The sequence below is a fragment of the Hydrogenophaga sp. NFH-34 genome (assembly GCF_021401345.1).
Taxonomy (GTDB): Bacteria; Pseudomonadota; Gammaproteobacteria; order Burkholderiales; family Burkholderiaceae_C; genus Hydrogenophaga; species Hydrogenophaga electricum.
Genome location: NZ_JACBGE010000012.1, coordinates 114,113 through 131,906, shown reverse-complemented (window position 1 = coordinate 131,906; position 17,794 = coordinate 114,113). Strand labels below are relative to the sequence as shown.

21 protein-coding genes are annotated in these 17,794 nt (G+C 68.3%); 3 read left to right on the top strand and 18 right to left on the bottom strand.

What is annotated here, in order from left to right; all coding sequences use genetic code 11:
- Nucleotides 1-2: 2 nt before the first annotated feature.
- The 3 genes from L0977_RS13410 to L0977_RS13400 are packed head-to-tail and all read right to left on the bottom strand — an operon-like array spanning nt 3 to nt 3,005.
- On the bottom strand, nt 3-2,132 hold the full coding sequence (locus L0977_RS13410; protein WP_234265359.1) for a chemotaxis protein CheA: 2,130 nt from the start codon (nt 2,130-2,132) through the stop codon (nt 3-5).
- 29 nt (nt 2,133-2,161) lie between these two features.
- The gene (locus L0977_RS13405) at nt 2,162-2,524 is read right to left on the bottom strand and encodes a response regulator (protein WP_234265358.1); all 363 of its coding nucleotides are present in this window, start codon (nt 2,522-2,524) and stop codon (nt 2,162-2,164) included.
- A 46-nt stretch (nt 2,525-2,570) separates the two neighbouring features.
- Nucleotides 2,571-3,005, bottom strand: coding sequence for a hypothetical protein (locus tag L0977_RS13400; protein ID WP_234265357.1), 435 nt, complete (start codon nt 3,003-3,005; stop codon nt 2,571-2,573).
- Between the two features lie 148 nt (nt 3,006-3,153).
- On the opposite strand from L0977_RS13400, the gene L0977_RS13395 reads away from it, so the two are divergent.
- The gene (locus L0977_RS13395; protein ID WP_234265356.1) at nt 3,154-4,308 is read left to right on the top strand and encodes an ATP-binding response regulator; all 1,155 of its coding nucleotides are present in this window, start codon (nt 3,154-3,156) and stop codon (nt 4,306-4,308) included.
- A complete protein-coding gene (locus L0977_RS13390; RefSeq protein ID WP_234265355.1) occupies nt 4,305-4,934 on the top strand; it encodes a response regulator in 630 nt (209 codons plus the stop codon). Before L0977_RS13395 ends, L0977_RS13390 begins: the two co-directional genes overlap by 4 nt.
- 184 nt (nt 4,935-5,118) lie before the next feature.
- Here the strand turns inward: L0977_RS13390 and fliR are convergent, their stop codons facing one another.
- From fliR to fliF, 13 genes are all read right to left on the bottom strand, one after another.
- Nucleotides 5,119-5,886: a flagellar biosynthetic protein FliR gene (gene fliR / locus L0977_RS13385; RefSeq protein ID WP_234265354.1), complete on the bottom strand. Its 768-nt coding sequence runs from the start codon at nt 5,884-5,886 to the stop codon at nt 5,119-5,121.
- 23 nt (nt 5,887-5,909) lie between these two features.
- Nucleotides 5,910-6,179: a flagellar biosynthesis protein FliQ gene (gene fliQ / locus L0977_RS13380; RefSeq protein ID WP_234265353.1), complete on the bottom strand. Its 270-nt coding sequence runs from the start codon at nt 6,177-6,179 to the stop codon at nt 5,910-5,912.
- A 7-nt stretch (nt 6,180-6,186) separates the two neighbouring features.
- On the bottom strand, nt 6,187-6,984 hold the full coding sequence (fliP, locus tag L0977_RS13375) for a flagellar type III secretion system pore protein FliP (protein ID WP_234265352.1): 798 nt from the start codon (nt 6,982-6,984) through the stop codon (nt 6,187-6,189).
- Nucleotides 6,971-7,330: a FliO/MopB family protein gene (locus tag L0977_RS13370; RefSeq protein WP_234265351.1), complete on the bottom strand. Its 360-nt coding sequence runs from the start codon at nt 7,328-7,330 to the stop codon at nt 6,971-6,973. The genes fliP and L0977_RS13370 overlap by 14 nt, the downstream gene beginning before the upstream one ends.
- A 13-nt stretch (nt 7,331-7,343) precedes the next feature.
- Nucleotides 7,344-7,778 (bottom strand): flagellar motor switch protein FliN, encoded by a 435-nt coding sequence (fliN, locus tag L0977_RS13365; protein WP_234265350.1) that lies wholly within the window; start codon nt 7,776-7,778, stop codon nt 7,344-7,346.
- Nucleotides 7,768-8,772 carry a flagellar motor switch protein FliM gene (fliM, locus tag L0977_RS13360; RefSeq protein ID WP_234265349.1) on the bottom strand — a complete coding sequence of 335 codons (1,005 nt, stop codon included), beginning with the start codon at nt 8,770-8,772 and terminating at the stop codon, nt 7,768-7,770. Before fliM ends, fliN begins: the two co-directional genes overlap by 11 nt.
- Before the next feature lie 20 nt (nt 8,773-8,792).
- A complete protein-coding gene (locus L0977_RS13355; RefSeq protein WP_234265348.1) occupies nt 8,793-9,377 on the bottom strand; it encodes a flagellar basal body-associated FliL family protein in 585 nt (194 codons plus the stop codon).
- 144 nt (nt 9,378-9,521) lie between these two features.
- Complete coding sequence (locus tag L0977_RS13350; protein WP_234265347.1) at nt 9,522-10,943, bottom strand: flagellar hook-length control protein FliK; 1,422 nt, start codon at nt 10,941-10,943, stop codon at nt 9,522-9,524.
- Entirely contained in the window at nt 10,940-11,407 is a 468-nt protein-coding gene (fliJ, locus tag L0977_RS13345) for a flagellar export protein FliJ (protein ID WP_234265346.1), read from the bottom strand. The genes L0977_RS13350 and fliJ overlap by 4 nt, the downstream gene beginning before the upstream one ends.
- A 5-nt stretch (nt 11,408-11,412) precedes the next feature.
- Complete coding sequence (gene fliI / locus L0977_RS13340) at nt 11,413-12,867, bottom strand: flagellar protein export ATPase FliI (protein ID WP_234265345.1); 1,455 nt, start codon at nt 12,865-12,867, stop codon at nt 11,413-11,415.
- Complete coding sequence (locus tag L0977_RS13335) at nt 12,860-13,591, bottom strand: FliH/SctL family protein (RefSeq protein WP_234265344.1); 732 nt, start codon at nt 13,589-13,591, stop codon at nt 12,860-12,862. Before L0977_RS13335 ends, fliI begins: the two co-directional genes overlap by 8 nt.
- On the bottom strand, nt 13,575-14,570 hold the full coding sequence (gene fliG, locus L0977_RS13330) for a flagellar motor switch protein FliG (protein ID WP_234265343.1): 996 nt from the start codon (nt 14,568-14,570) through the stop codon (nt 13,575-13,577). The genes L0977_RS13335 and fliG overlap by 17 nt, the downstream gene beginning before the upstream one ends.
- Before the next feature lie 29 nt (nt 14,571-14,599).
- Nucleotides 14,600-16,309, bottom strand: coding sequence for a flagellar basal-body MS-ring/collar protein FliF (gene fliF, locus L0977_RS13325; RefSeq protein WP_234265342.1), 1,710 nt, complete (start codon nt 16,307-16,309; stop codon nt 14,600-14,602).
- A gap of 146 nt (nt 16,310-16,455) precedes the next feature.
- On the opposite strand from fliF, the gene fliE reads away from it, so the two are divergent.
- Nucleotides 16,456-16,779, top strand: coding sequence for a flagellar hook-basal body complex protein FliE (gene fliE / locus L0977_RS13320; RefSeq protein ID WP_234265341.1), 324 nt, complete (start codon nt 16,456-16,458; stop codon nt 16,777-16,779).
- Nucleotides 16,780-16,927: 148 nt separating this feature from the next.
- On the opposite strand, the gene L0977_RS13315 is transcribed toward fliE, so the two are convergent.
- Together L0977_RS13315 and fliS are read right to left on the bottom strand one after the other, a co-directional pair.
- Nucleotides 16,928-17,224, bottom strand: a complete 297-nt coding sequence (locus L0977_RS13315) for a flagellar protein FliT (RefSeq protein ID WP_234265340.1) — start codon at nt 17,222-17,224, stop codon at nt 16,928-16,930.
- 2 nt (nt 17,225-17,226) lie between these two features.
- Nucleotides 17,227-17,661, bottom strand: a complete 435-nt coding sequence (gene fliS, locus L0977_RS13310) for a flagellar export chaperone FliS (protein WP_234265339.1) — start codon at nt 17,659-17,661, stop codon at nt 17,227-17,229.
- Nucleotides 17,662-17,794 lie beyond the last annotated feature (133 nt).

Below are 17,794 nucleotides of genomic sequence, written 5' to 3'. Positions count from 1 at the left end.
GATCAGTGACGCGAACGCCTGACAAGACCCGAGGTGTCCAGAATGAGCGCCACATGGCCATCGCCGAGGATGGTGGCGCCCGAGACGTTGGGCACTTTGCGGTAGTTGGTTTCGAGGTTCTTGATGACCACCTGCTGCTGGCCGAGCAGTTCGTCGACCAGCATGCCGGCGCGCGAGCCCTCGGCCTCGACCACGACCATGATCGGAGTGGACGGCGCGTCATCGTCGAAGCGGGGCACGTCGAACACCTGCTCCAGCGCGATCACCGGCATGTATTCCTCGCGCACCTTCACCAGGCGCGCGCCCTGGGCCACGGTGTTGATGTGCCCCGGCTGGACCTGGAAGGACTCGATCACCGACGACAGCGGCAGGATGTAGGTTTCCTGGCCGACGCGCACGCTCATGCCGTCCATGATGGCCAGGGTCAGCGGCAGCCGCACCTTGACGCTCATGCCGTAGCCTTCGGCGGAATCGATTTCCACCGTGCCACCCAGCGAGGCGATGTTCTTCTTGACCACGTCCATGCCGACGCCGCGGCCCGAGACGTCGGTCACCACCTCGGCGGTGGAGAAACCGGGCGCCATGATCAGGTTCCACACCTCGGCATCGCTGAGGGTGTCGGGAGCGTCCATGCCTTTTTCGCGCGCTTTCTTCAGCAGTTTTTCGCGCGAAAGGCCCTTGCCGTCGTCGCGCACTTCGATCAGGATGCTGCCGCCCTGGTGCGAGGCCGACAGCGTGATGGTGCCGTGTTCGGTCTTGCCCTTGGCCAGGCGCTCTTCGGGCATTTCGATACCGTGGTCGCAGCTGTTGCGGATCAGGTGCGTGAGCGGATCGGTGATCTTCTCGATCAGGCCCTTGTCCAGCTCGGTGGCTTCGCCATGCGTGATCAGCTCGACCTTCTTGCCCAGCTTGCCGGCCAGGTCGCGCAACATGCGCGGGAAGCGGCTGAACACCACCGACATCGGGATCATGCGGATCGACATCACCGCTTCCTGCAGGTCGCGGGTGTTGCGGTCCAGGTCGGCCAGGCCGGCCAGCAGGGGCTGGTTGGCGCTCACGTCCAGTTCGCGGCTCTTCTGCGCGAGCATGGCCTGGGTGATGACCAGTTCGCCCACCAGGTTGATGAGCTGGTCGACCTTGCTCACCGACACGCGCAGCGTGCTCGATTCCGGCGCTGCCGCACTGGGCGCAGTGGCTTTGGCCGCCTGACGGGCGGGGGCGACCGGTGCCGGGGTGGCTTCGACGGGCGCCGGGGCGGCGACCGCCGGCGGTTCGCTCGCGGGCGCCGCCGGCAGGCCGGGCGCGCCGTCGAAAAAGCCGAAGTCGGCCGCAGCGGCGGCGGCTGGCTCGGGGCTGGGGGCCGGGGCGGCGGTGGTGGCCAGGTCGGTGAGGCGGATCTGTTCGCGGCTGACGTGGAAGGTGAACAGGTCCAGCAGGTCGCTGTCGCTCGACGTCGTGGTCACCAGAAACACGCGGTGCCGTTCTTTGCCACCGGTCTGCGGCTCGATCGTGCCCAGGCCTTCGATGTCGCGGAACAGTTCGGCAATGCCGTCGGCCAGTGCCAGGTTGTCCAGCGGCCCGATGTCGATGCGCAGGCGCCGCTGGCCGGCGGGTGCCGGTGCAGCGGCCGGGGGCGGTGGTTCGGGGGCCGCCACGGGCGCCGGTGGTGGCGCGGCCACCACCGCGGCCGGGGCAGGCGCCGCGGTGCCTTCGGCGTGGGTGAGGGCGTAGATGCGGTCGACCAGCGAGGCGGTGGCCGGCGGGTCCACCGCCTGCCCCGCGTGGCGGGCCAGCAGCAGCTTGAGCGCGTCGGAGGATTCGAGCAGCACGTCCACCATGGGGGCCGTGGGCTGCAACTCGTGGCGCCGCAATTTGTCCAGCAGGGACTCCATGCGGTGCGTGAGCTCGGCGACGTCGGCAAAGCCGAACGTGGCCGCGCCGCCCTTGATGGAGTGCGCGCAGCGGAAGATTGCGTTGAGCTCTTCGTCGTCGGCGGCCTCCAGGTTGAGCGCCAGGAGCATCTGCTCCATCTGCTCCAGGTTTTCGCCCGCCTCTTCGAAGAAGATTTGGTAGAACTGGGTCAGGTCGATGTTGCCGCCCAGGTTTTGGCTCTCGTTCATCATGTCACCCATGGGTGTCTCCTGCTACCGGTGCCGGTGCGTCATCGGATGACTTTGTGAATGACCTCGATCAGGCGGCCCGGATCGAACGGCTTGACCAGCCAGCCGGTGGCACCGGCGGCGCGGCCCGCCTGTTTCATCTGGTCGCTCGATTCGGTGGTCAGGATGAGGATGGGGGTGGACTGGAACTTCGGCTGTTCACGCAGCTTGCGTGTCAGCCCCAGACCGTCCAGGCGGGGCATGTTCTGGTCGGTCAGCACCAGGTCGATGGCGTGGGTCTGGGCCTTTTCCAGGGCATCCTGTCCGTCAACCGCCTCCACGACGTGAAAACCGGCGCCGGTGAGCGTGAACGAAACCATCTTCCGCATGGAAGCCGAATCGTCGACGGCAAGAATCGATCGCATGGTGTACTCCGTATTCCGTACTTATCGGCAGCCGCTGCCCGGGCCTTTAAAACAGCTCCACGGAGCCGGCGTCCATCTCGCCCTGGGTGACCGGGCTGGGGCGGTCGGGCATCGGGTTGAGGCACAGGGGGATTTCGTCCTCTTCCGGTTCCATCGCCTCGTCGGCCAGCCGCCAGGCGCAGCCTTGCAGCACCTTGCCGGTGTGGGTGATCAACTGGGTGGCCATGTCGTGAAACTGCAATTCGGTCACCGCCTGGTGCAGGGTCTGGCGAATCTGCTGCAACTCCTGGTCGTCGTGGCGGGCCAGTTGCGCCAGGGCCCGGTTGGCGGTACTGAAGCGTTCCAGCAGATTGCCGGTGGCGTGGTCGAGCAGGCCTTCAAGCCGCTGCAGGTCGGTCATGGCCATGAGCAGGGCATCCTGGAGATCGGCCACGGCCTGCACGGGCAGGGCCAGGGTGGGCTGGTTCGGAGGCTGTTCCATGGGTGGCACTCGATGAAGGGCTGGGGGCCGGAGCCTTGCGCACTTACAATTTTCGGCATCCCCTGACGCCTATATCGGCTAATAACACCGCAAATTCAGCACCTTTTTGCGCCGAACAGCGCCACTGGTCGCCTCGATGCCCATGTCCATGAGTGCTTTGCCGGAATTCCAGACTGCCCACGTCATCCGCATCCTGCACCTGGAGGATTCCCGTGTCGACCACGCGCTGGTGAAGTTCGCGCTGCAGCGCAGCCACGTGGCCTGCGAGCTGACCCTGGTGGATACCCTGCCCGATTTCGAGCGCGAACTCGACCACGGCCACCACGACATCGTGCTGGCCGACTACCACCTGCCGGGTTTTACCGGCCTCGACGCCTGGGAACTGGTGCGCCAGCGCGCGCAGCCGCTGCCTTTCGTGGTGCTGTCCGGCGCGATCGGCGAGGCCGCGGCGGTGGAGGCCATGCACCGCGGCATCAGCGATTACCTGCTCAAGGACAACATGACCCGCCTGGCCCACGTGATCGAGCGGGCCATCGAGGTCAGCCGCGCGCGGCAGGCCCGCACCCGCTCCGACGCCGAACTGGCGGCATCGCAGCGCCGCCTGGGCGAGCTGGCGGAACACTTGCAGACCAGCATCGAACGCGAGCGTGCCGACATCGCACGCGAGATCCACGACGACATCGGCGGCGCGCTGGCGGCCGTGCGGCTGGACCTGTCGTGGGTGGCGCGGCGCACCACCGATCCGGATCTCAAGCAGCACATGGACACGGCGCTGGAGATGCTGCGCCACGCGCTGGAAGCCAGCCAGCGCATCATGATGAACCTGCGCCCACCCATCCTCGACCAGGGGCTGGTGGCGGCGGTGCAGTGGCTGGGCACGAATTTCGAGCGGCGCACGGGCCTGCGGGTGGGCGTGCGCACGTCTTCGGAAACCCTGGACGTGCCGCGCGACGTGCAGCTCGTGGCCTACCGGACGGCGCAGGAGGCGCTGACCAATGTCGCCAAACACGCGATGGCCAGCAGTGTGGAGATCGACCTCAGCGACCGCGAAGGGGTGCTGACGCTGGAGGTGAGCGACAACGGCCGCGGCATGACCGAGCAGGAGCGGCGCAAGGCCAAATCCTTCGGGCTGCTGGGCTTGCATGAGCGTGCGCACAAGGTGGATGGCTGGCTCGACGTCAGCTCCGGCCCGCGCGGCACGTCGGTCATCCTGTCGGTGCCCCTGACGCCCGAGGCCCGCGCTGTGACCGGCGAAGACGATTCGGAAGAAGAACCTATGCAGATCAAGGAAGGCAACGCATGATCCGTGTCACGTTGTGTGACGACCACGCCATGGTGCGGCGCGGCATTCGCGACACCATCGCGGAGGCCGTGGACATTCAGGTGGTGGGCGAAGCCGGTAGCTATCCGGAGTTGCGCGAAATCATGCGCCGCGTGCCCACCGATGTGCTGGTGCTGGACCTGAACATGCCGGGTCGGGGCGGGCTGGAGGTGCTCACCGCGCTGCGCGAGGAGGGTTCGTCGGTGAAGGTGCTGGTGGTTTCGATGTACCCCGAGGACCAGTACGCCATCCGCTGCCTGCGCGCCGGCGCGCGCGGCTACCTGAACAAGGCCAGCGAGCCGCAGGAGCTGATCGCGGCCATCCGCACGATCAACCAGGGCCGCAAGTACGTGACGCCGGCGGTGGCGGAAATGCTGGTCGACAGCCTCAACGCCCCGGAAGACCAGGAACTGCACGCCAGCCTGTCCGAGCGCGAGCTGCAGACGCTGCAGAAGATCGCCTCGGGCAAGAAGCTCTCGGACATCGCTGAAGAACTGATGCTCAGTCCCAAGACGGTCAGCGTCTACCGGGCCCGGGTGCTGGAGAAGCTGCACCTGTCGAACAACGCCGAACTCACGGTGTACGCCATCCGCAACGGGCTGGTATAGCCAGCGACCCGGTGGCTGCAGCCGCCTGGATGCCCGCCTGCGCGGGCATGACGGGGTTGGCGGCAGCGACCCGCGTCAGCGGCGGAGCGCGGGGGCCTTGAATCCAGCGCCGGGCCGCCCCAAGCTGGATTCGCACCCCCCTGGGGGACAGCGACCCGCGCAGCGGCGGAGCGCGGGGGCCATTTCACCCGCCCATGAACAGGTCGGTGGCCACCTTCAGCAGCGCCACCACCGGCACCTCCAGCATCGGCAGCGTGGCCGCGATGCCCACCAGGCCGACGGAGAGCGTGAGCGGAAAGCCGATGGCGAAGGCGTTCATCTGCGGCGCCACGCGCGAGACGAAGCCCAGGATGATGTTGAGAAACAGCAGCATGCCGATCATCGGCAGCGCAATCCACAGGCCGTAGCGGAACACCACGGTGCCCAGCTCGTGCAGGCGCATGCGGGCCACCGCTTCGAGCGCGCCGGTGCCCACGGGGAAGGTGTCGAAGCTGGCCACCACCGCCTGCAGCACCAGCAGATGGCCGTTGATCACCACGAACAGCAGCATGGTCATGTTGCCGAAGAAGCGGCCGACGGCGCTGGTCTGGCTGTTGGTGGCGGGGTCGAAGAAGCCGGCCAGGTTCAGGCCCATCTGAAGGCCGATGAGTTCGCCGGCCACTTCCACCGCCGCGAAGACGATGCGCACCGCCAGCCCGATGGCCAGCCCGATCACCACCTGCTGCACGGCCACGGGCAGCGCCTGCGCGTCGTTGAAGCCGACCACGGGCTGGTCGCTCAGGCCGGCCTGGGCGCAGAAGGCGATGAGGAAGGCCAGCGCCACGCGGGTGCGCACCGGCACCGATCGGGCGGAAAAGATGGGGGCGCTGGAGAACACCGCCAGCACGCGCAGGAAGGGCCAGAAGACCGGCGACACCCAGGCCATGATCTGGGCTTCGGTGAAGGTCATCATGGTGCGTGCCCGGCGGCCTGCGGTCAGATCGCGTACTGCGGGATCGACAGGATGGTGCTGCGGATGAACTCCACCAGGGTGGTGAGCATCCAGGGGCCGGTCATGGCGAACACGGCGATGGCCGCGATCAGCTTGGGCACGAAGGACAGGGTGGCTTCGTGGATCTGGGTGACGGCCTGGAAGATGCTGACCAGCAGGCCGACCGCGAGCACGGTCACCAGCACCGGGGCGGCCACGGTGAGGATCAGGAACAGGGCTTTCTGGCCCAGGGTCAGGGCGGCTTGCGGGTCCATGGCGGTCCTAGGTGGCGAACGACGCGGCGAGCGAGCCGATGAGCAGGTTCCAGCCATCGGCGAGCACGAACAGCATGAGCTTGAACGGCAGCGCCACCAGCACGGGCGAGAGCATCATCATGCCCAGCGACATGAGCACGCTGGCCACCACCATGTCGATGACCAGGAAGGGGATGAAGATCATGAAGCCGATCTGGAACGCGGTCTTGAGCTCGCTGGTCACGAAGGCCGGCACCAGCACCCGGAACGGCGCGTCCTCGGCCTTCACGTCGGCGGGCAACTGGGCCAGCTTGGCGAACAGTTCGAAGTCGGACTGGCGGGTCTGCTTGAGCATGAAGGTGCGCATGGGCGCCTGGCCGCGTTCGAGGGCCTGCTCGAAGGTGATCTGGTTCGCGCTGAAGGGCGCGTAGGCGTCGTTGTAGACGCGGTCCAGCGTGGGGCCCATGACGAACAGTGTCAGGAACAGCGACAGGCCCACCACCACCTGGTTGGGCGGCGCCGACTGTGTGCCCAGGGCCTGGCGCAGCAGCGAGAGCACGATGACGATGCGGGTGAAGCCCGTCATCATCAGCAGCACGGCCGGCAGGAAGGACAGCGCGGTGAAGAACAGCAGCGTCTGGATCGGCACCGAATAGCTGGTGCTGCCCGCGCCTTGCCCGACCAGCAGGGGCAGCGAGGCGCCTGCGCCGGCCGGCGCGGTGCCCTGGGCGAACGCGGGCGCAACGGCTGCGGCCAGGGCGGCCAGCACGAGGGCGGCGGGCAGCCACCTGCGGCGGCGGGCGGCGGGGGCGTCAGTGGTTGTCATCGGCGGGTTTCCGGAACCGGGCCAGCAAGGGCGCAAATCCGTCGCCGGCCGCAGGGGCGTCGGTGTCGGGCAGGCCGGTTTCGGGAGCGCAGGGTAGGGTCTGCAGGGCGCTGATCTGCGACGGGGTCACGCCCAGCAGCAGGCATTGGCGCTGCTCGCCTTCGCCGACCTGCAGCGCGACGACGCGCTGCTGCGGTCCGAGCGCCAGGCTGCCGAGCACCTGCATCGGCGGGCCCTGGTGGCGCGCCAGCGACGGCAGGTGGCGGCGCCAGCGCTGCAGCGCCACGGCCACGAGGACCATGATCAGCAGCAGGCCGAGCGCGGGCAGGGCGTTCTGGAAGTTCATGGGAAAGCCCGGGTCAGGCGCCGCGGCTGACGCGGCGCATGCGTTCGGACGGGGTGACGATGTCGGTGAGGCGGATGCCGAACTTTTCGTTCACCACCACGACCTCGCCCTGGGCGATGAGGTAGCCGTTGACCAGCACGTCCATGGGCTCGCCGGCCAGCGCGTCGAGTTCGACGATGGAGCCTTGCGCCAGTTGCAGGATGTATTTGATCGGCACCTTCACGCGGCCCAGCTCCACCGAGAGCTGAACCGGGATGTCCAGCACCATCTGGATGTCGTTGACCGCGCTCTGGCCGCTCCCGGGCTTGCTTGGGGCGTTGACGGTCTCGAACGCGGGTGCGTGTTCCTCTTCCGCGCTGCGGTCGGCCTGGGCCTGCTCTTCCAGCGCCTGGGCCCATTCGTCGGCGATGGCGTCCTGGTTCGAGGACGCGGGGTTGTCAGCTGCCATAGGAATCTCCCAGCCAGTTCATGTCGGTGCCGCGCAGCTTCCGTTCGATGCGCAGCGCATATTTGCCCTTGTGCGTGCCGTACTGGCACTCGAACAGGGGCACGCCTTCCACCTTGGCCTGGATGGTGGGCAGGCGGTCGAGTTCGATGAAGTCGCCGACCTGCATGGCCAGCAGTTCTTCGACGGTGGCGTCGGTGCGTGCCAGTTCGGCCACCAGGGCCAGTTCGGCCGCTTGGATCTCGTGGCTGAGCACGCGGACCCAGCGCCGGTCCACCTCCATGGCGTCGCCCTGGACGGTGGAATACAGCACGTCGCGGATCGGCTCCAGCGTGGCGTACGGAATGCAGATGTGCATGGCGCCGGTGAGGTCGCCGATCTCCAGCGTGAAGCTGGTGCTGACGACGATCTCGCTCGGGGTGGCCACGGTGGCGAACTGCGGCTGCATCTCGGAGCGCTGGTAGTGCAGCTCCAGCGGGTAGACGCCGGCCCAGGCCTTCTTGTATTCCTCGGAGATCACCTCGACCAGGCGCATGATCACGCGCTGTTCGGTGGGCGAGAAGTCGCGCCCTTCGATGCGGGTGTGGAACTTGCCATTGCCGCCGAACAGGCTGTCGATGACGCTGAACAGCAGGGTCGGTTCGCACACCACCAGGCCGTTGCCGCGCAGGGGCCGCACCGACATGACGTTGAAATTGGTGGGCACTACCAGATCGCGCAGGAAGGCGCTGTATTTCTGGGCCTTCACCGGGCCGACGGTGATTTCGGGGCTGCGCCGGATGAAGTTGAACAGGCCCATGCGCAGGTTGCGCGAGAACCGCTCGTTGACCACTTCGAGCGTGGGCATGCGCCCGCGCACGATGCGCTCCTGGTTGGACAGGTTGTAGCCCCGCACCCCTTCGGTGGGCGCTTCGTCCTTTTCCAGGTGCTGGCTCTCGCCGGTGACACCTTCGAGAAGGGCATCGACCTCGGCCTGGGACAGAAAGGCTTCCGACATGGTGGCTCCCGTCAGCGCGGTTACTGGACGATGAAGCTGGAGAACAGCACGCTCTCCACCGGGTTGTTGCTGGCACGGCGGCGCTTGGGGGCGTCTGCGCTGCCGGGTGCCGGGGGCGGGTCGTAGTCGTAGCCCATGACCTGGGCGATCTCGGCGGTGATGGCCTGCGCCAGCGCTTCCTTGCCGTCGGGGCGCAGCATTTCTTCGGAGGTGCGCTGCGACACGCGGATCAGGATGCCGTTGCGGATGGCCGGCATGTAGACCTTGATCTCTTCGGCGGCCTTGGGGTCGCTCAGCTGCAAGGTGATGCCCAACTGGGCAAAGCGGTTGCCTCCGGCGTCGGCCAGGTTCACGACCATGCTGTCCAGGGGCATGAAGGTCGGCGGGGTTTTGGGGTCGCGCTTGGGCGTGGCGGCGGCGTGGCTCTGTTCGGCCGTGTCGGCGTTGTCGCCCTCATCGGCGGCGTGGTTCTGCTTGAGCAGCAGCACGAAAGCGCCCGCGGCGACGAGTACCAGCACCAGCACCACGCTGATCACGATGATCAGCAGCTTCTTGCTCTTCTTGGGCGGTGCCGCATCGGCGGCGGGGGCAGGGGCTGCGGACATGAAGGTACTCCGGATCGGTGCCGCCACACTGGCGGGCGAGGCACGCGGCAAAACGTGCTGGATTCGGAAGCATTATTGAAGTCCGGCCCCCGGGCCGTTTGGTGGAATAAGCGCCTTTTCGGGCGCTTATTCCCGGGTAGGGGCTCAGACGAACAGGTCCAGCCCGCTGTCGCCGCCGGGGCGCCGTGCGGGGGTTGCGCGAGCGCTGTCGAGCGTGCCGCCTTCGGTGGGCGAGATGCCGCGCAGGCCGGGGTTGGCCGCAGGCCGGCCCGGACGGTCCTGGCCGGACGAGCCCTGACCCTGGGCCTGGGCGCCCACCGACACGTCGGTCAGCGCGATGCCGCTGCGCTGCAGCAGGTCGCCCAGCGCGGTGCTCGCATGCTGGGCCAGGCTGGCGCGGGCGTGGGCGTCGTCGGTGCGGAAATCCACGCTCAGCGACTGCCCCTGCAGAGCGAGCTGGATGTCGATGCTGCTGTCGGCGTCGCCCACGCGCAGGCTGGCATGGCGCAGCGAACCCGCGCCCCAGGCCGCGTCGGCCTCGGCGCTGGCGTCGCCGGCATCGGCCAGCTCCTGTGAGAACAGGTCGGGTTCGTCCGGGGCCTGTGTGCCGTCGCGCGACGCCGTGCCCTCCACGGCCGCCAGATCGGGGGCGCCGCCGAAAGCGTGACCCGGCTGGCCGTGCTGGCCGCCGGATTCGGTGGCCAGGCCGCCGACAGCGAGGGGCACCGGGGCAGCGCCCTCGGGCGTCAGGCCCGCGCTGGCGTCGGGGCGCACACGCCGGTCGACCCAGAGGCCGTTGTCGACGCGCCAGGTGCTTGGTGTCTGGCTGGCGAGTTCGGTCGTGGCGCGCTGGGTGGCCACGGCGGTGGTCTGGGCAGGGGCCTGCCGCTGTTGCAGGGTGGCGGTGTCCATGACGGTCGAGCGCCAGCCCGTCACCGCGGCGCCGTGCTGACCGCGTGGCGCCTGGGCCGCCGCTGCTGTGGCGCGCGTGGCGTCGTTGCCGCTGGCTGCGGGGTCGCCGAAGCGCAGCTCGGTGCTGACGCCGTCCGGGGTGGCGGGTGGGGTGTCCTTGAGCGGTTCGTTGGTGGCGGTCCAGCCGGGGCCCTGCAGCGGCTGGCTGGTCGGGCTCTGGCGCCCGGAAGGTCCGGCGGGTGTCGCCAGGGCGTTGTCCGCCTGTGTGTCTGTTGCCAGGGCCTCGCCGCCGTCGGTGGGCAAGTTGGTATCACCGGGCGCGGAGGCGGGCTGGGGGGTGCCGGTCGGTGCGAGGGCTGTGCCCGGCAGGCCGGCGCCCAGCAGGGCCAGGGGCGTTTCGCTGCCGTCGTCGCCCGCAGGGGCCGCGCGTTTGCCCCGACCCCTGGCAGGACTGCCGAGATCGGTATCGGCGAGGCCCGGGTCGGCGGCTGTGCCCAGCCAGCCGTTCGGGTCGGCCGCGTCGGCGCCGAGGCCCAGCAGCAACTGGGCAAACAGGTTCTGGCGGCCGGGCTGCGCGTCCTGCCGGCCTGCGGCGTGGGGCGATTTGGCGGCGTGGGCGGACGGTGAGCCTGAGGAGGCGTTGACCTGGCTCATGGGCGGACTCCGTGAAAGGACGCGAGGCTCTGGCGCAGGTGGATGGACAGCGCCATCTCGTCGGTGGCTTTCTGCTCCTGGCGCTGGGCGCGCTGCTGCAGCGCGTGCTGCTGGCGTTCGGCGTATTTGCGCAGGCCGGCCACGTCGCGCTCGGCGGCGATCACCTGCTGCTGGCAGCTGTCGATCAGCTCCTGCCGGCTGCTGAGCACGCCTTCCTGGAAGGCGATGGCGTGGTCGATCTTCTGCATGAACTGGCGGTGGTGGAACAGGAACTGCGCATCCACGCCCTGCTGGCAGCGGGTGGTCCAGCGTGCCTGCGCTTCCAGCGCGTAGGACTGCAACTGGTTCATCTGGTCCTGCGCGGCCTGCATTTCGCGTTGCTGCTGCGCCAGCTTGCCCACCGCTTCGTCACGGCGTTTCTCGGCCAGCTCGACCACTTTGTTCAGGGTGTGGATCGGTGTCATGGAGGTCAACGGTCAGAAGAGGAAGGGCGCTGGGCGCGCGGCTGGCTGCGGTCGTCCTGCAGGATCAGCGCCATCTGCTGCAGGCTCGATTCCAGCGTAGCAGCTTCGCGCATGTCTTGTTGAAGAAATCGCTGCATCTGGGGGTGCAGGGCGATGGCGCGGTCGGTCTCCGGGTCGCTGCCCGGCACGTAGGCGCCGAGCTGGATCAGGTCGCGGCTCTTCTGGTAGCGCGAATACAGCGCGCGGAAGCGCCGGGCCAGTTCCAGGTGCGTGGCGCCGGTGACGTTGTGCATCACGCGCGAGGCCGAGGCCTCGATGTCGATGGCCGGGTAGTGGCCCGATTCGGCCAGCGTGCGCGAGAGCACGATGTGGCCGTCCAGGATGGCGCGTGCCGCGTCGGCGATCGGGTCCTGCTGGTCGTCGCCTTCGGAGAGCACCGTGTAGAACGCGGTGATCGAGCCGACGCCGTTGAGGCCGTTGCCGCTGCGCTCCACCAGTTGCGGCAGGCGCGCGAAGCACGAAGGCGGGTAGCCCTTGGTCGCGGGCGGCTCGCCGATGGCCAGGGCGATCTCGCGCTGCGCCATGGCGTAGCGCGTCAGCGAATCCATCAGCAGCAGCACGTGCAGCCCGTCGTCGCGGAAGCGCTCGGCGATGGCGGTGGCGTAGGCCGCGCCCTGCATGCGCGCCAGCGGCGGGGCGTCGGCCGGGGCGGCCACCACGACGGAGCGCTGGCGGCCGTCTTCGCCCAGGATGTCTTCGATGAATTCCTTGACCTCGCGGCCGCGCTCGCCGATCAGGCCGACCACGATCACATCGGCGCGGGTGTAGCGTGCCATCATGCCCAGCAGCACGCTCTTGCCCACGCCGGAGCCGGCGAACAGGCCCAGCCGCTGGCCGCGGCCGACGGTGAGCAGCGCATTGATGGCGCGCACGCCGGTGTCCAGCGGCTCGCGCACGGGGTCGCGGTCCATGGCGTTGAGCGGGGCACGGTCCAGGGCTTCGATGTCCACGTTCTGGATCGGGCCCTGGTGGTCGAGCGGGTTGCCGTGCGAATCGACCACGCGCCCCAGCAGCCCGGCGCCCAGCGGCAGGCGCAGCGCGCCGCGGTCGTCGGCCGAGGGCGGCTTGTTGGCCTGCCCGAAACGGGGCACCGGGCGGTAGGGCGAGAGCGGGGTGACGCTGGCGCCGCTGGACAGGCCGTGCGTGTCGCCGGCCGGCATGAGGAAGGCGCGGTCGCTGGCGAAACCGACCACCTCGGCCAGCACGGGTTTGCGCTGACCGTTGCTGATCAGGCATTGCGAGCCGACCGGTACCTTCAGGCCCACGGCTTCCAGCACCAGGCCGGCCAGTCGCGTCAGCGTGCCGCTGACCTCCAGCGGCGTGTGCACCGATGCGCAGGTGCGCAGGTCCTGGAGGAAATCGCCCCAGCGGCCTTTGTCGTCGTCGGCCAGGTCAGACATCGGTGTCCTCCGGGTTCCACGGCACGCTCAGCCCGAGGTTGCCGATGGCGCGGGCCCAGCGCTTTTCCACGCTGGCGTCGACCAGCGAGTGCGGGGTCTGCACGATGCAGCCACCGGGCGAGACGCTGTCGTCGGCCACCAGTTCGGGAGCGTTCTCGCCCATCGCCTGCGTCAGGCTGTCCTGCAGCAGGGCGAGGTCGTTCGGGTTCAGGCGCACGGTGGCCGGCAGGCCGTCGTCGATCACCTGTTCCAGCGCCTCCTCGATCACCGGGCGCATGTGCTGGGTGTTGACCATCAACTCCTGGCGCACCACCTGGCGCGCCAGGTCGCAAGCCAGGTCGAGCAATTGGCGCGACATCTTCTGTTCGGCGGCGATGAGCTGCTCGGCCATGCCGTGCAGCAACTGCGCCATGCGCTCGGCGGTGTCGGCCGCCGCCTGCTGGATGGGGGCTTCGAGCGCCTCGCGGGTTTCGCGGCTGCCGGTGTCGTGGCCCTGGGCGAACCCGGCGGCGAAGGCCTCTTCGCGGGCCTGGTCCAGGGCCGCCTGCAGGCGCTCTTCGGCGTCCGGCGCCGGCGCGCCCGCCGGCTCGTCGGGTTCGATCGGGGGTTCCGGCTCGCTGCCGTCCACGGCAGAAAAGTGCCAGCTGCGCACAGCCCCGATTTCCTCGCGCGGGATGATGCGCGAGAAGCTCGGCTTGGCCGTGGGCTTAGACGAAGCTGTCATCGCCGCCTCCACCGATCACGATGGAGCCTTCGTCCGACAGGCGCCGCACGGTCTTGAGGATTTCCTTCTGCTGGCCCTCGACTTCGGACAGGCGCACCGGGCCACGCGATTCGAGGTCCTCGCGCAGACCTTCGGCAGCGCGTGACGACATGTTGGCGAGGATGTGTTCCTTGAGCTCCTGCGACGCCCCCTTGAGCGCGATGACCAGCATGTCGGTGGACACTTCCTTGAGCACCATCTGCACCGACTTGTTGTCCAGTTTGAGCAGGTCCTCGAACACGAACATCTTGTCCATGATCTTCTGGGCCAGATCGGCGTCGACGTTGCGGATCGATTCGATCACCGTGCCCTCGATGCCCGTGCCCATGAGGTTGAGGATGTCGGCCGCGGTCTGGATGCCGCCCAGCGAGGTCTTGCGCACCTTGTCGCCACCGGCCAGCACCTGGTAGAGCACTTCGTTGAGGTCGTTGAGCGCGGTCGGCTGGATGCCTTCGAGCGTGGCGATGCGCAGCATCACTTCGTTGCGCATGCGCTCGTTCAGGTGCTTGAGCACGCCGGCCGTGAGGTCAGCTTCCAGGTGCACCAGGATGGCCGCCATGATCTGCGGGTGCTCGTTGCGCAGCAGCTCGGCGATGGACTGCGGGTCCATCCATTTGAGGCTTTCGATGCCGGAAACGTCGCTGCCCTGCATGATCCGGTCGATCAGCAGCGAGGCCTTGTCGTCGCCCAGCGCGCGCTTGAGCACCGACTTGACGTAGTTGTTCGTGTCCGACACCAGCAGGCTTTGCGAGGCGGCTTCGTCGGTGAAGCGGGAGATGACCTGTTCCACGCGCTCGCGCGAGACGGTGCGCATGCTGGCGATGGTCTCGCCCAGCTTCTGCACTTCCTTGGGCGAGAGGTGCTTGAACACCTCGGCCGCCTCTTCCTCGCCGAGGGACATCAGAAAAATCGCGGCGTCGTGGATACCCTGGTCTTCCATGGCGATGTCCTTGTCCGGGGCTCAGCCGGTCAGGCCGGCACCTCGCCGTTGACCCAACCCTTGACGATGTTGGCCACGGCCACGGGGTTGTCGCGGGCCAGGCGCTTGGCGTCCGTCAGACGCAACTGCTCGGGCGTCGGCTCGATGCTGGCGGGCTGGGGCAGGCCCGGGCGTTCCGGGGTTTCGTCCAGCAGGGCGCTGAGCTGCGGCGCGGGCGCCGGGGTCTGGTTGCCGGCGCGCAGGGCCTTGATCACGGGCCGCACCATGCCCAGCAGCACCAGCAGGGCCAGCAGCACCATGGCGGCGGGGAAGACCAGATCGCGCAGCATCTGCTGGTTGTCCGGCACCTGCCACCAGGCGGGCGGGGCTTCGGGTTCGGCCTTGGGCGCGTTGAAGGGCGCGTTGACGACGTTCACCGAGTCGCCGCGGTCCTTGTTGAAGCCGATGGTTTCGCGCACCAGCGCGGCCATCTGCTCGACCTGCTCGGGCGGGATCGCCTCGGCCACCGCCTTGCCGGACCGGTCCACCGTGCTGCGGTGGTTCACGACCACGGCGGCCGTCAGGCGCTTGATCGAACCCGTGGCTTCGCGCACCACCTTGACGGTCTTGTCGACCTCGTAGTTGATGACCGATTCGCGGCGCGTGCTGCCGGCCTTGTCGCCGTTGGCGGTGCTGCCCAGCGGGGCGGCGGCGGCGTTGATCGGGGCTGTGCCCGTGGTCGGTGGCTGGTTGCTCGTGGCGCCCGGCACGCCGGCCGGCTGGGCCTGCGCGCCCGTGCCGTCTTCCACCAGTTGCTGGCTGCGCACGGCGCCGGGCTCGCCACCCTGGTTCGGGCGGTGCTGTTCGCTGGTCGATTCGACCTGCGCGAAGTCGACTTCGGCGCTGACCTGGGCCTTGATGTTGTCGGCCCCCACCAGCGGCTCCAGCATGTCCAGGATGCGGCGGGTGTACATCTGTTCGATCTGCTGCGTGTACTGCAGGCGCTGCAGATCCACGCCCTGGGCGTTGTCGTCGGGCGATGCCGACAACAGCTTGCCGCTGTCGTCGACCACGCTGACCGCCTTGGGGTTCATCTCCGGCACGCTCGAAGCCACCAGGTGCACGATGCCGGCGATCTGGGCCTTGTCCAGGCTGCGCCCGGGGTACAGGGTCAGCAGGATCGAGGCCGAGGGCTTCTGCTGCTCGCGGAAAAAGCCGTTCTGGTTGGGCAGCGCCAGGTGCACGCGCGCCGACTGGACCGAAGCCAGCGACTGGATGGAGCGCGTGAGTTCACCTTCCAGGCCGCGCTGGAAGGTCAGGCGCTCCTGGAACTGGGTCATGCCGAAGCGGTTGTTTTCCATCAGCTCGAAACCGCTGACGGAGCCCTTGGGCAGGCCCTGGGAGGCCAGCTTCAGGCGCACGTCGTGCACCTTGTCCGAGGGCACCATGATCGCGCCCCCCCCTTCGGTGTAGCGGTATGGCACGTTCATCTGCGCGAGCTGCGCGACGATGGCGCCACCGTCCTTGTCGCCCAGGTTGGTGTAGAGCACCCGGTAATCGGGCTGCCGTCCCATGAAGAAGAATGCCAGGGCGATGGCGACCAGCGCGGCGGCGCCGATGCCCAGCCGGATCTTCTGGGTCTTGTCCAGGCGCGCGAGACCGGCGAGCAGACCCCCCGGCGCGGCGGGCGGCGTGGCGAGGGGAGCGACGGCGGTATTCATGGCGGCAAGGGCGGTGGTCGGTTCCGGTGGCGGGGGCATGGAGCCCCTGCATGCGACCGATTATTCGGGGCCTCGCCCCCCGGCATAGCGCAGAAAAGGTGTGCCTTTTTCCCGCTATTTCCCGACCCCAGGCTTCACACGCCCCCTAGCATTGGGCCGTCATTCCTTCCGCAAGGGGTTTCCCCATGGACCTGCGACTCAACGCCCTGAACAACCCGTCCCTGTCATCGGCCACCCAGGCCGGCCTGCGCCGACCTGCGGGCACGGCCGCCGCCGGGGGCGTGGGCACCGGGTTTGCCGACAATTTCAAGACGGCGCTGCAGTCGGTCAGCGCGGCGCAGGAGGCGGCCACGCAACTGCAGACCCGTGTCCAGATGGGCGATCCGCAGGTCAGCCTGGAAGAAACCATGCTGGCGGTGCAGAAGGCGCAGATCGGTTTTCAGGCCACCCTGAACGTGCGCAACCGCATGGTGCAGGCCTACACCGACATCATGAACATGAGCGTCTGACGCTGCCGCGGCGCACCGTCGGCCCGCGCCTTTTCTCCGCACTCCCCGTTCGATCCTGCCCAACCCCTGCCCGCCTGGCGTCTGCCACGCGGGCGCCGCGGCCGTGGGCCGTGGCAGGAGGCGGGCGAGGGGGTGCATGGCCGTGGCCTCAGTGCACCTGGCCCTTGGCGTCCATCAGCTGTTCGAGGTCGTTGAGCCAGGGCTCGGCCAGACAGCGGATTTCGGCGTCGGTGCGCAGGATGCGCTGCATGATGCGGCTCTTTTCCTTGCGCTCTTCCGGGCCCAGATCGCTGCTGCGCGACTTGTGGCGCAGCTGGGCGATCAGCACGGCGCAGGCGCCTTCGAGCCGCACCACCTGGTCCCAGTCTTCCGACTGGGCCGCTTCCAGCATCTTCTGGCTGGCGTTTTCGATGGCCTTGTAGTAGTCAAGCAGCGAATGCGACATGATCACGCTCCATGGCTCGAAACGACGGTGGGCTGGGTGGGCGAGGGCGTTTTGATGAGCTTCCATGATTCGGCGACGGGTTCCATGAGGTGGAGCACTTCTTCCAGCGCCTGCGGGTCGTTGCGCAGGTTGGCCTGGGTCAGGCGCAGCACGCTGTAGCTGTAGAGTTGGTGCAGGCTCGCAGCGATCTCGCCCCCCTGCTGCTGGTTCAGGCCTGCCTTGAGGCCTTCCTCGATGATGCGGACGGCCTTGCCGATGGCAGCGCCCTTGGCCGCGATGTCGCCCCGTGCCATGGCACCGCGGGCGTTCGAGATCGATTGCAGCAGGGCGTCGAACAGCAGGTCCACCAGCTGGTGCGGGTCCGCGCTCTGCACGCTGGTCTCGGCGGCAATGCGCTGGTAGGCGGCGACGGCACGGGAGCGGACAGAGGTGAACATGGGCTCGATTCCTTGGGTCTGATGCTGATTTTTATCGGCATCGACACGCGGGTCTGAAGTGGCCTCTGAGGACATAAGCGGTAAAAATTGGTACGTTTTCCGCGGCTTGCAATGGAGCCGTCTGGCTCAAGAA

Bases quoted from the DNA above. Each gene is read 5' to 3' on its own strand.
- L0977_RS13410 (WP_234265359.1), bottom strand. From the start codon at position 2,132: ATGGGTGACATGATGAACGAGAGCCAAAACCTGGGCGGCAACATCGAC.
- L0977_RS13405 (WP_234265358.1), bottom strand. From the start codon at position 2,524: ATGCGATCGATTCTTGCCGTCGACGATTCGGCTTCCATGCGGAAGATG.
- L0977_RS13400 (WP_234265357.1), bottom strand. From the start codon at position 3,005: ATGGAACAGCCTCCGAACCAGCCCACCCTGGCCCTGCCCGTGCAGGCC.
- L0977_RS13395 (WP_234265356.1), top strand. From the start codon at position 3,154: ATGAGTGCTTTGCCGGAATTCCAGACTGCCCACGTCATCCGCATCCTG.
- L0977_RS13390 (WP_234265355.1), top strand. From the start codon at position 4,305: ATGATCCGTGTCACGTTGTGTGACGACCACGCCATGGTGCGGCGCGGC.
- fliR (WP_234265354.1), bottom strand. From the start codon at position 5,886: ATGATGACCTTCACCGAAGCCCAGATCATGGCCTGGGTGTCGCCGGTC.
- fliQ (WP_234265353.1), bottom strand. From the start codon at position 6,179: ATGGACCCGCAAGCCGCCCTGACCCTGGGCCAGAAAGCCCTGTTCCTG.
- fliP (WP_234265352.1), bottom strand. From the start codon at position 6,984: ATGACAACCACTGACGCCCCCGCCGCCCGCCGCCGCAGGTGGCTGCCC.
- L0977_RS13370 (WP_234265351.1), bottom strand. From the start codon at position 7,330: ATGAACTTCCAGAACGCCCTGCCCGCGCTCGGCCTGCTGCTGATCATG.
- fliN (WP_234265350.1), bottom strand. From the start codon at position 7,778: ATGGCAGCTGACAACCCCGCGTCCTCGAACCAGGACGCCATCGCCGAC.
- fliM (WP_234265349.1), bottom strand. From the start codon at position 8,772: ATGTCGGAAGCCTTTCTGTCCCAGGCCGAGGTCGATGCCCTTCTCGAA.
- L0977_RS13355 (WP_234265348.1), bottom strand. From the start codon at position 9,377: ATGTCCGCAGCCCCTGCCCCCGCCGCCGATGCGGCACCGCCCAAGAAG.
- L0977_RS13350 (WP_234265347.1), bottom strand. From the start codon at position 10,943: ATGAGCCAGGTCAACGCCTCCTCAGGCTCACCGTCCGCCCACGCCGCC.
- fliJ (WP_234265346.1), bottom strand. From the start codon at position 11,407: ATGACACCGATCCACACCCTGAACAAAGTGGTCGAGCTGGCCGAGAAA.
- fliI (WP_234265345.1), bottom strand. From the start codon at position 12,867: ATGTCTGACCTGGCCGACGACGACAAAGGCCGCTGGGGCGATTTCCTC.
- L0977_RS13335 (WP_234265344.1), bottom strand. From the start codon at position 13,591: ATGACAGCTTCGTCTAAGCCCACGGCCAAGCCGAGCTTCTCGCGCATC.
- fliG (WP_234265343.1), bottom strand. From the start codon at position 14,570: ATGGAAGACCAGGGTATCCACGACGCCGCGATTTTTCTGATGTCCCTC.
- fliF (WP_234265342.1), bottom strand. From the start codon at position 16,309: ATGCCCCCGCCACCGGAACCGACCACCGCCCTTGCCGCCATGAATACC.
- fliE (WP_234265341.1), top strand. From the start codon at position 16,456: ATGGACCTGCGACTCAACGCCCTGAACAACCCGTCCCTGTCATCGGCC.
- L0977_RS13315 (WP_234265340.1), bottom strand. From the start codon at position 17,224: ATGTCGCATTCGCTGCTTGACTACTACAAGGCCATCGAAAACGCCAGC.
- fliS (WP_234265339.1), bottom strand. From the start codon at position 17,661: ATGTTCACCTCTGTCCGCTCCCGTGCCGTCGCCGCCTACCAGCGCATT.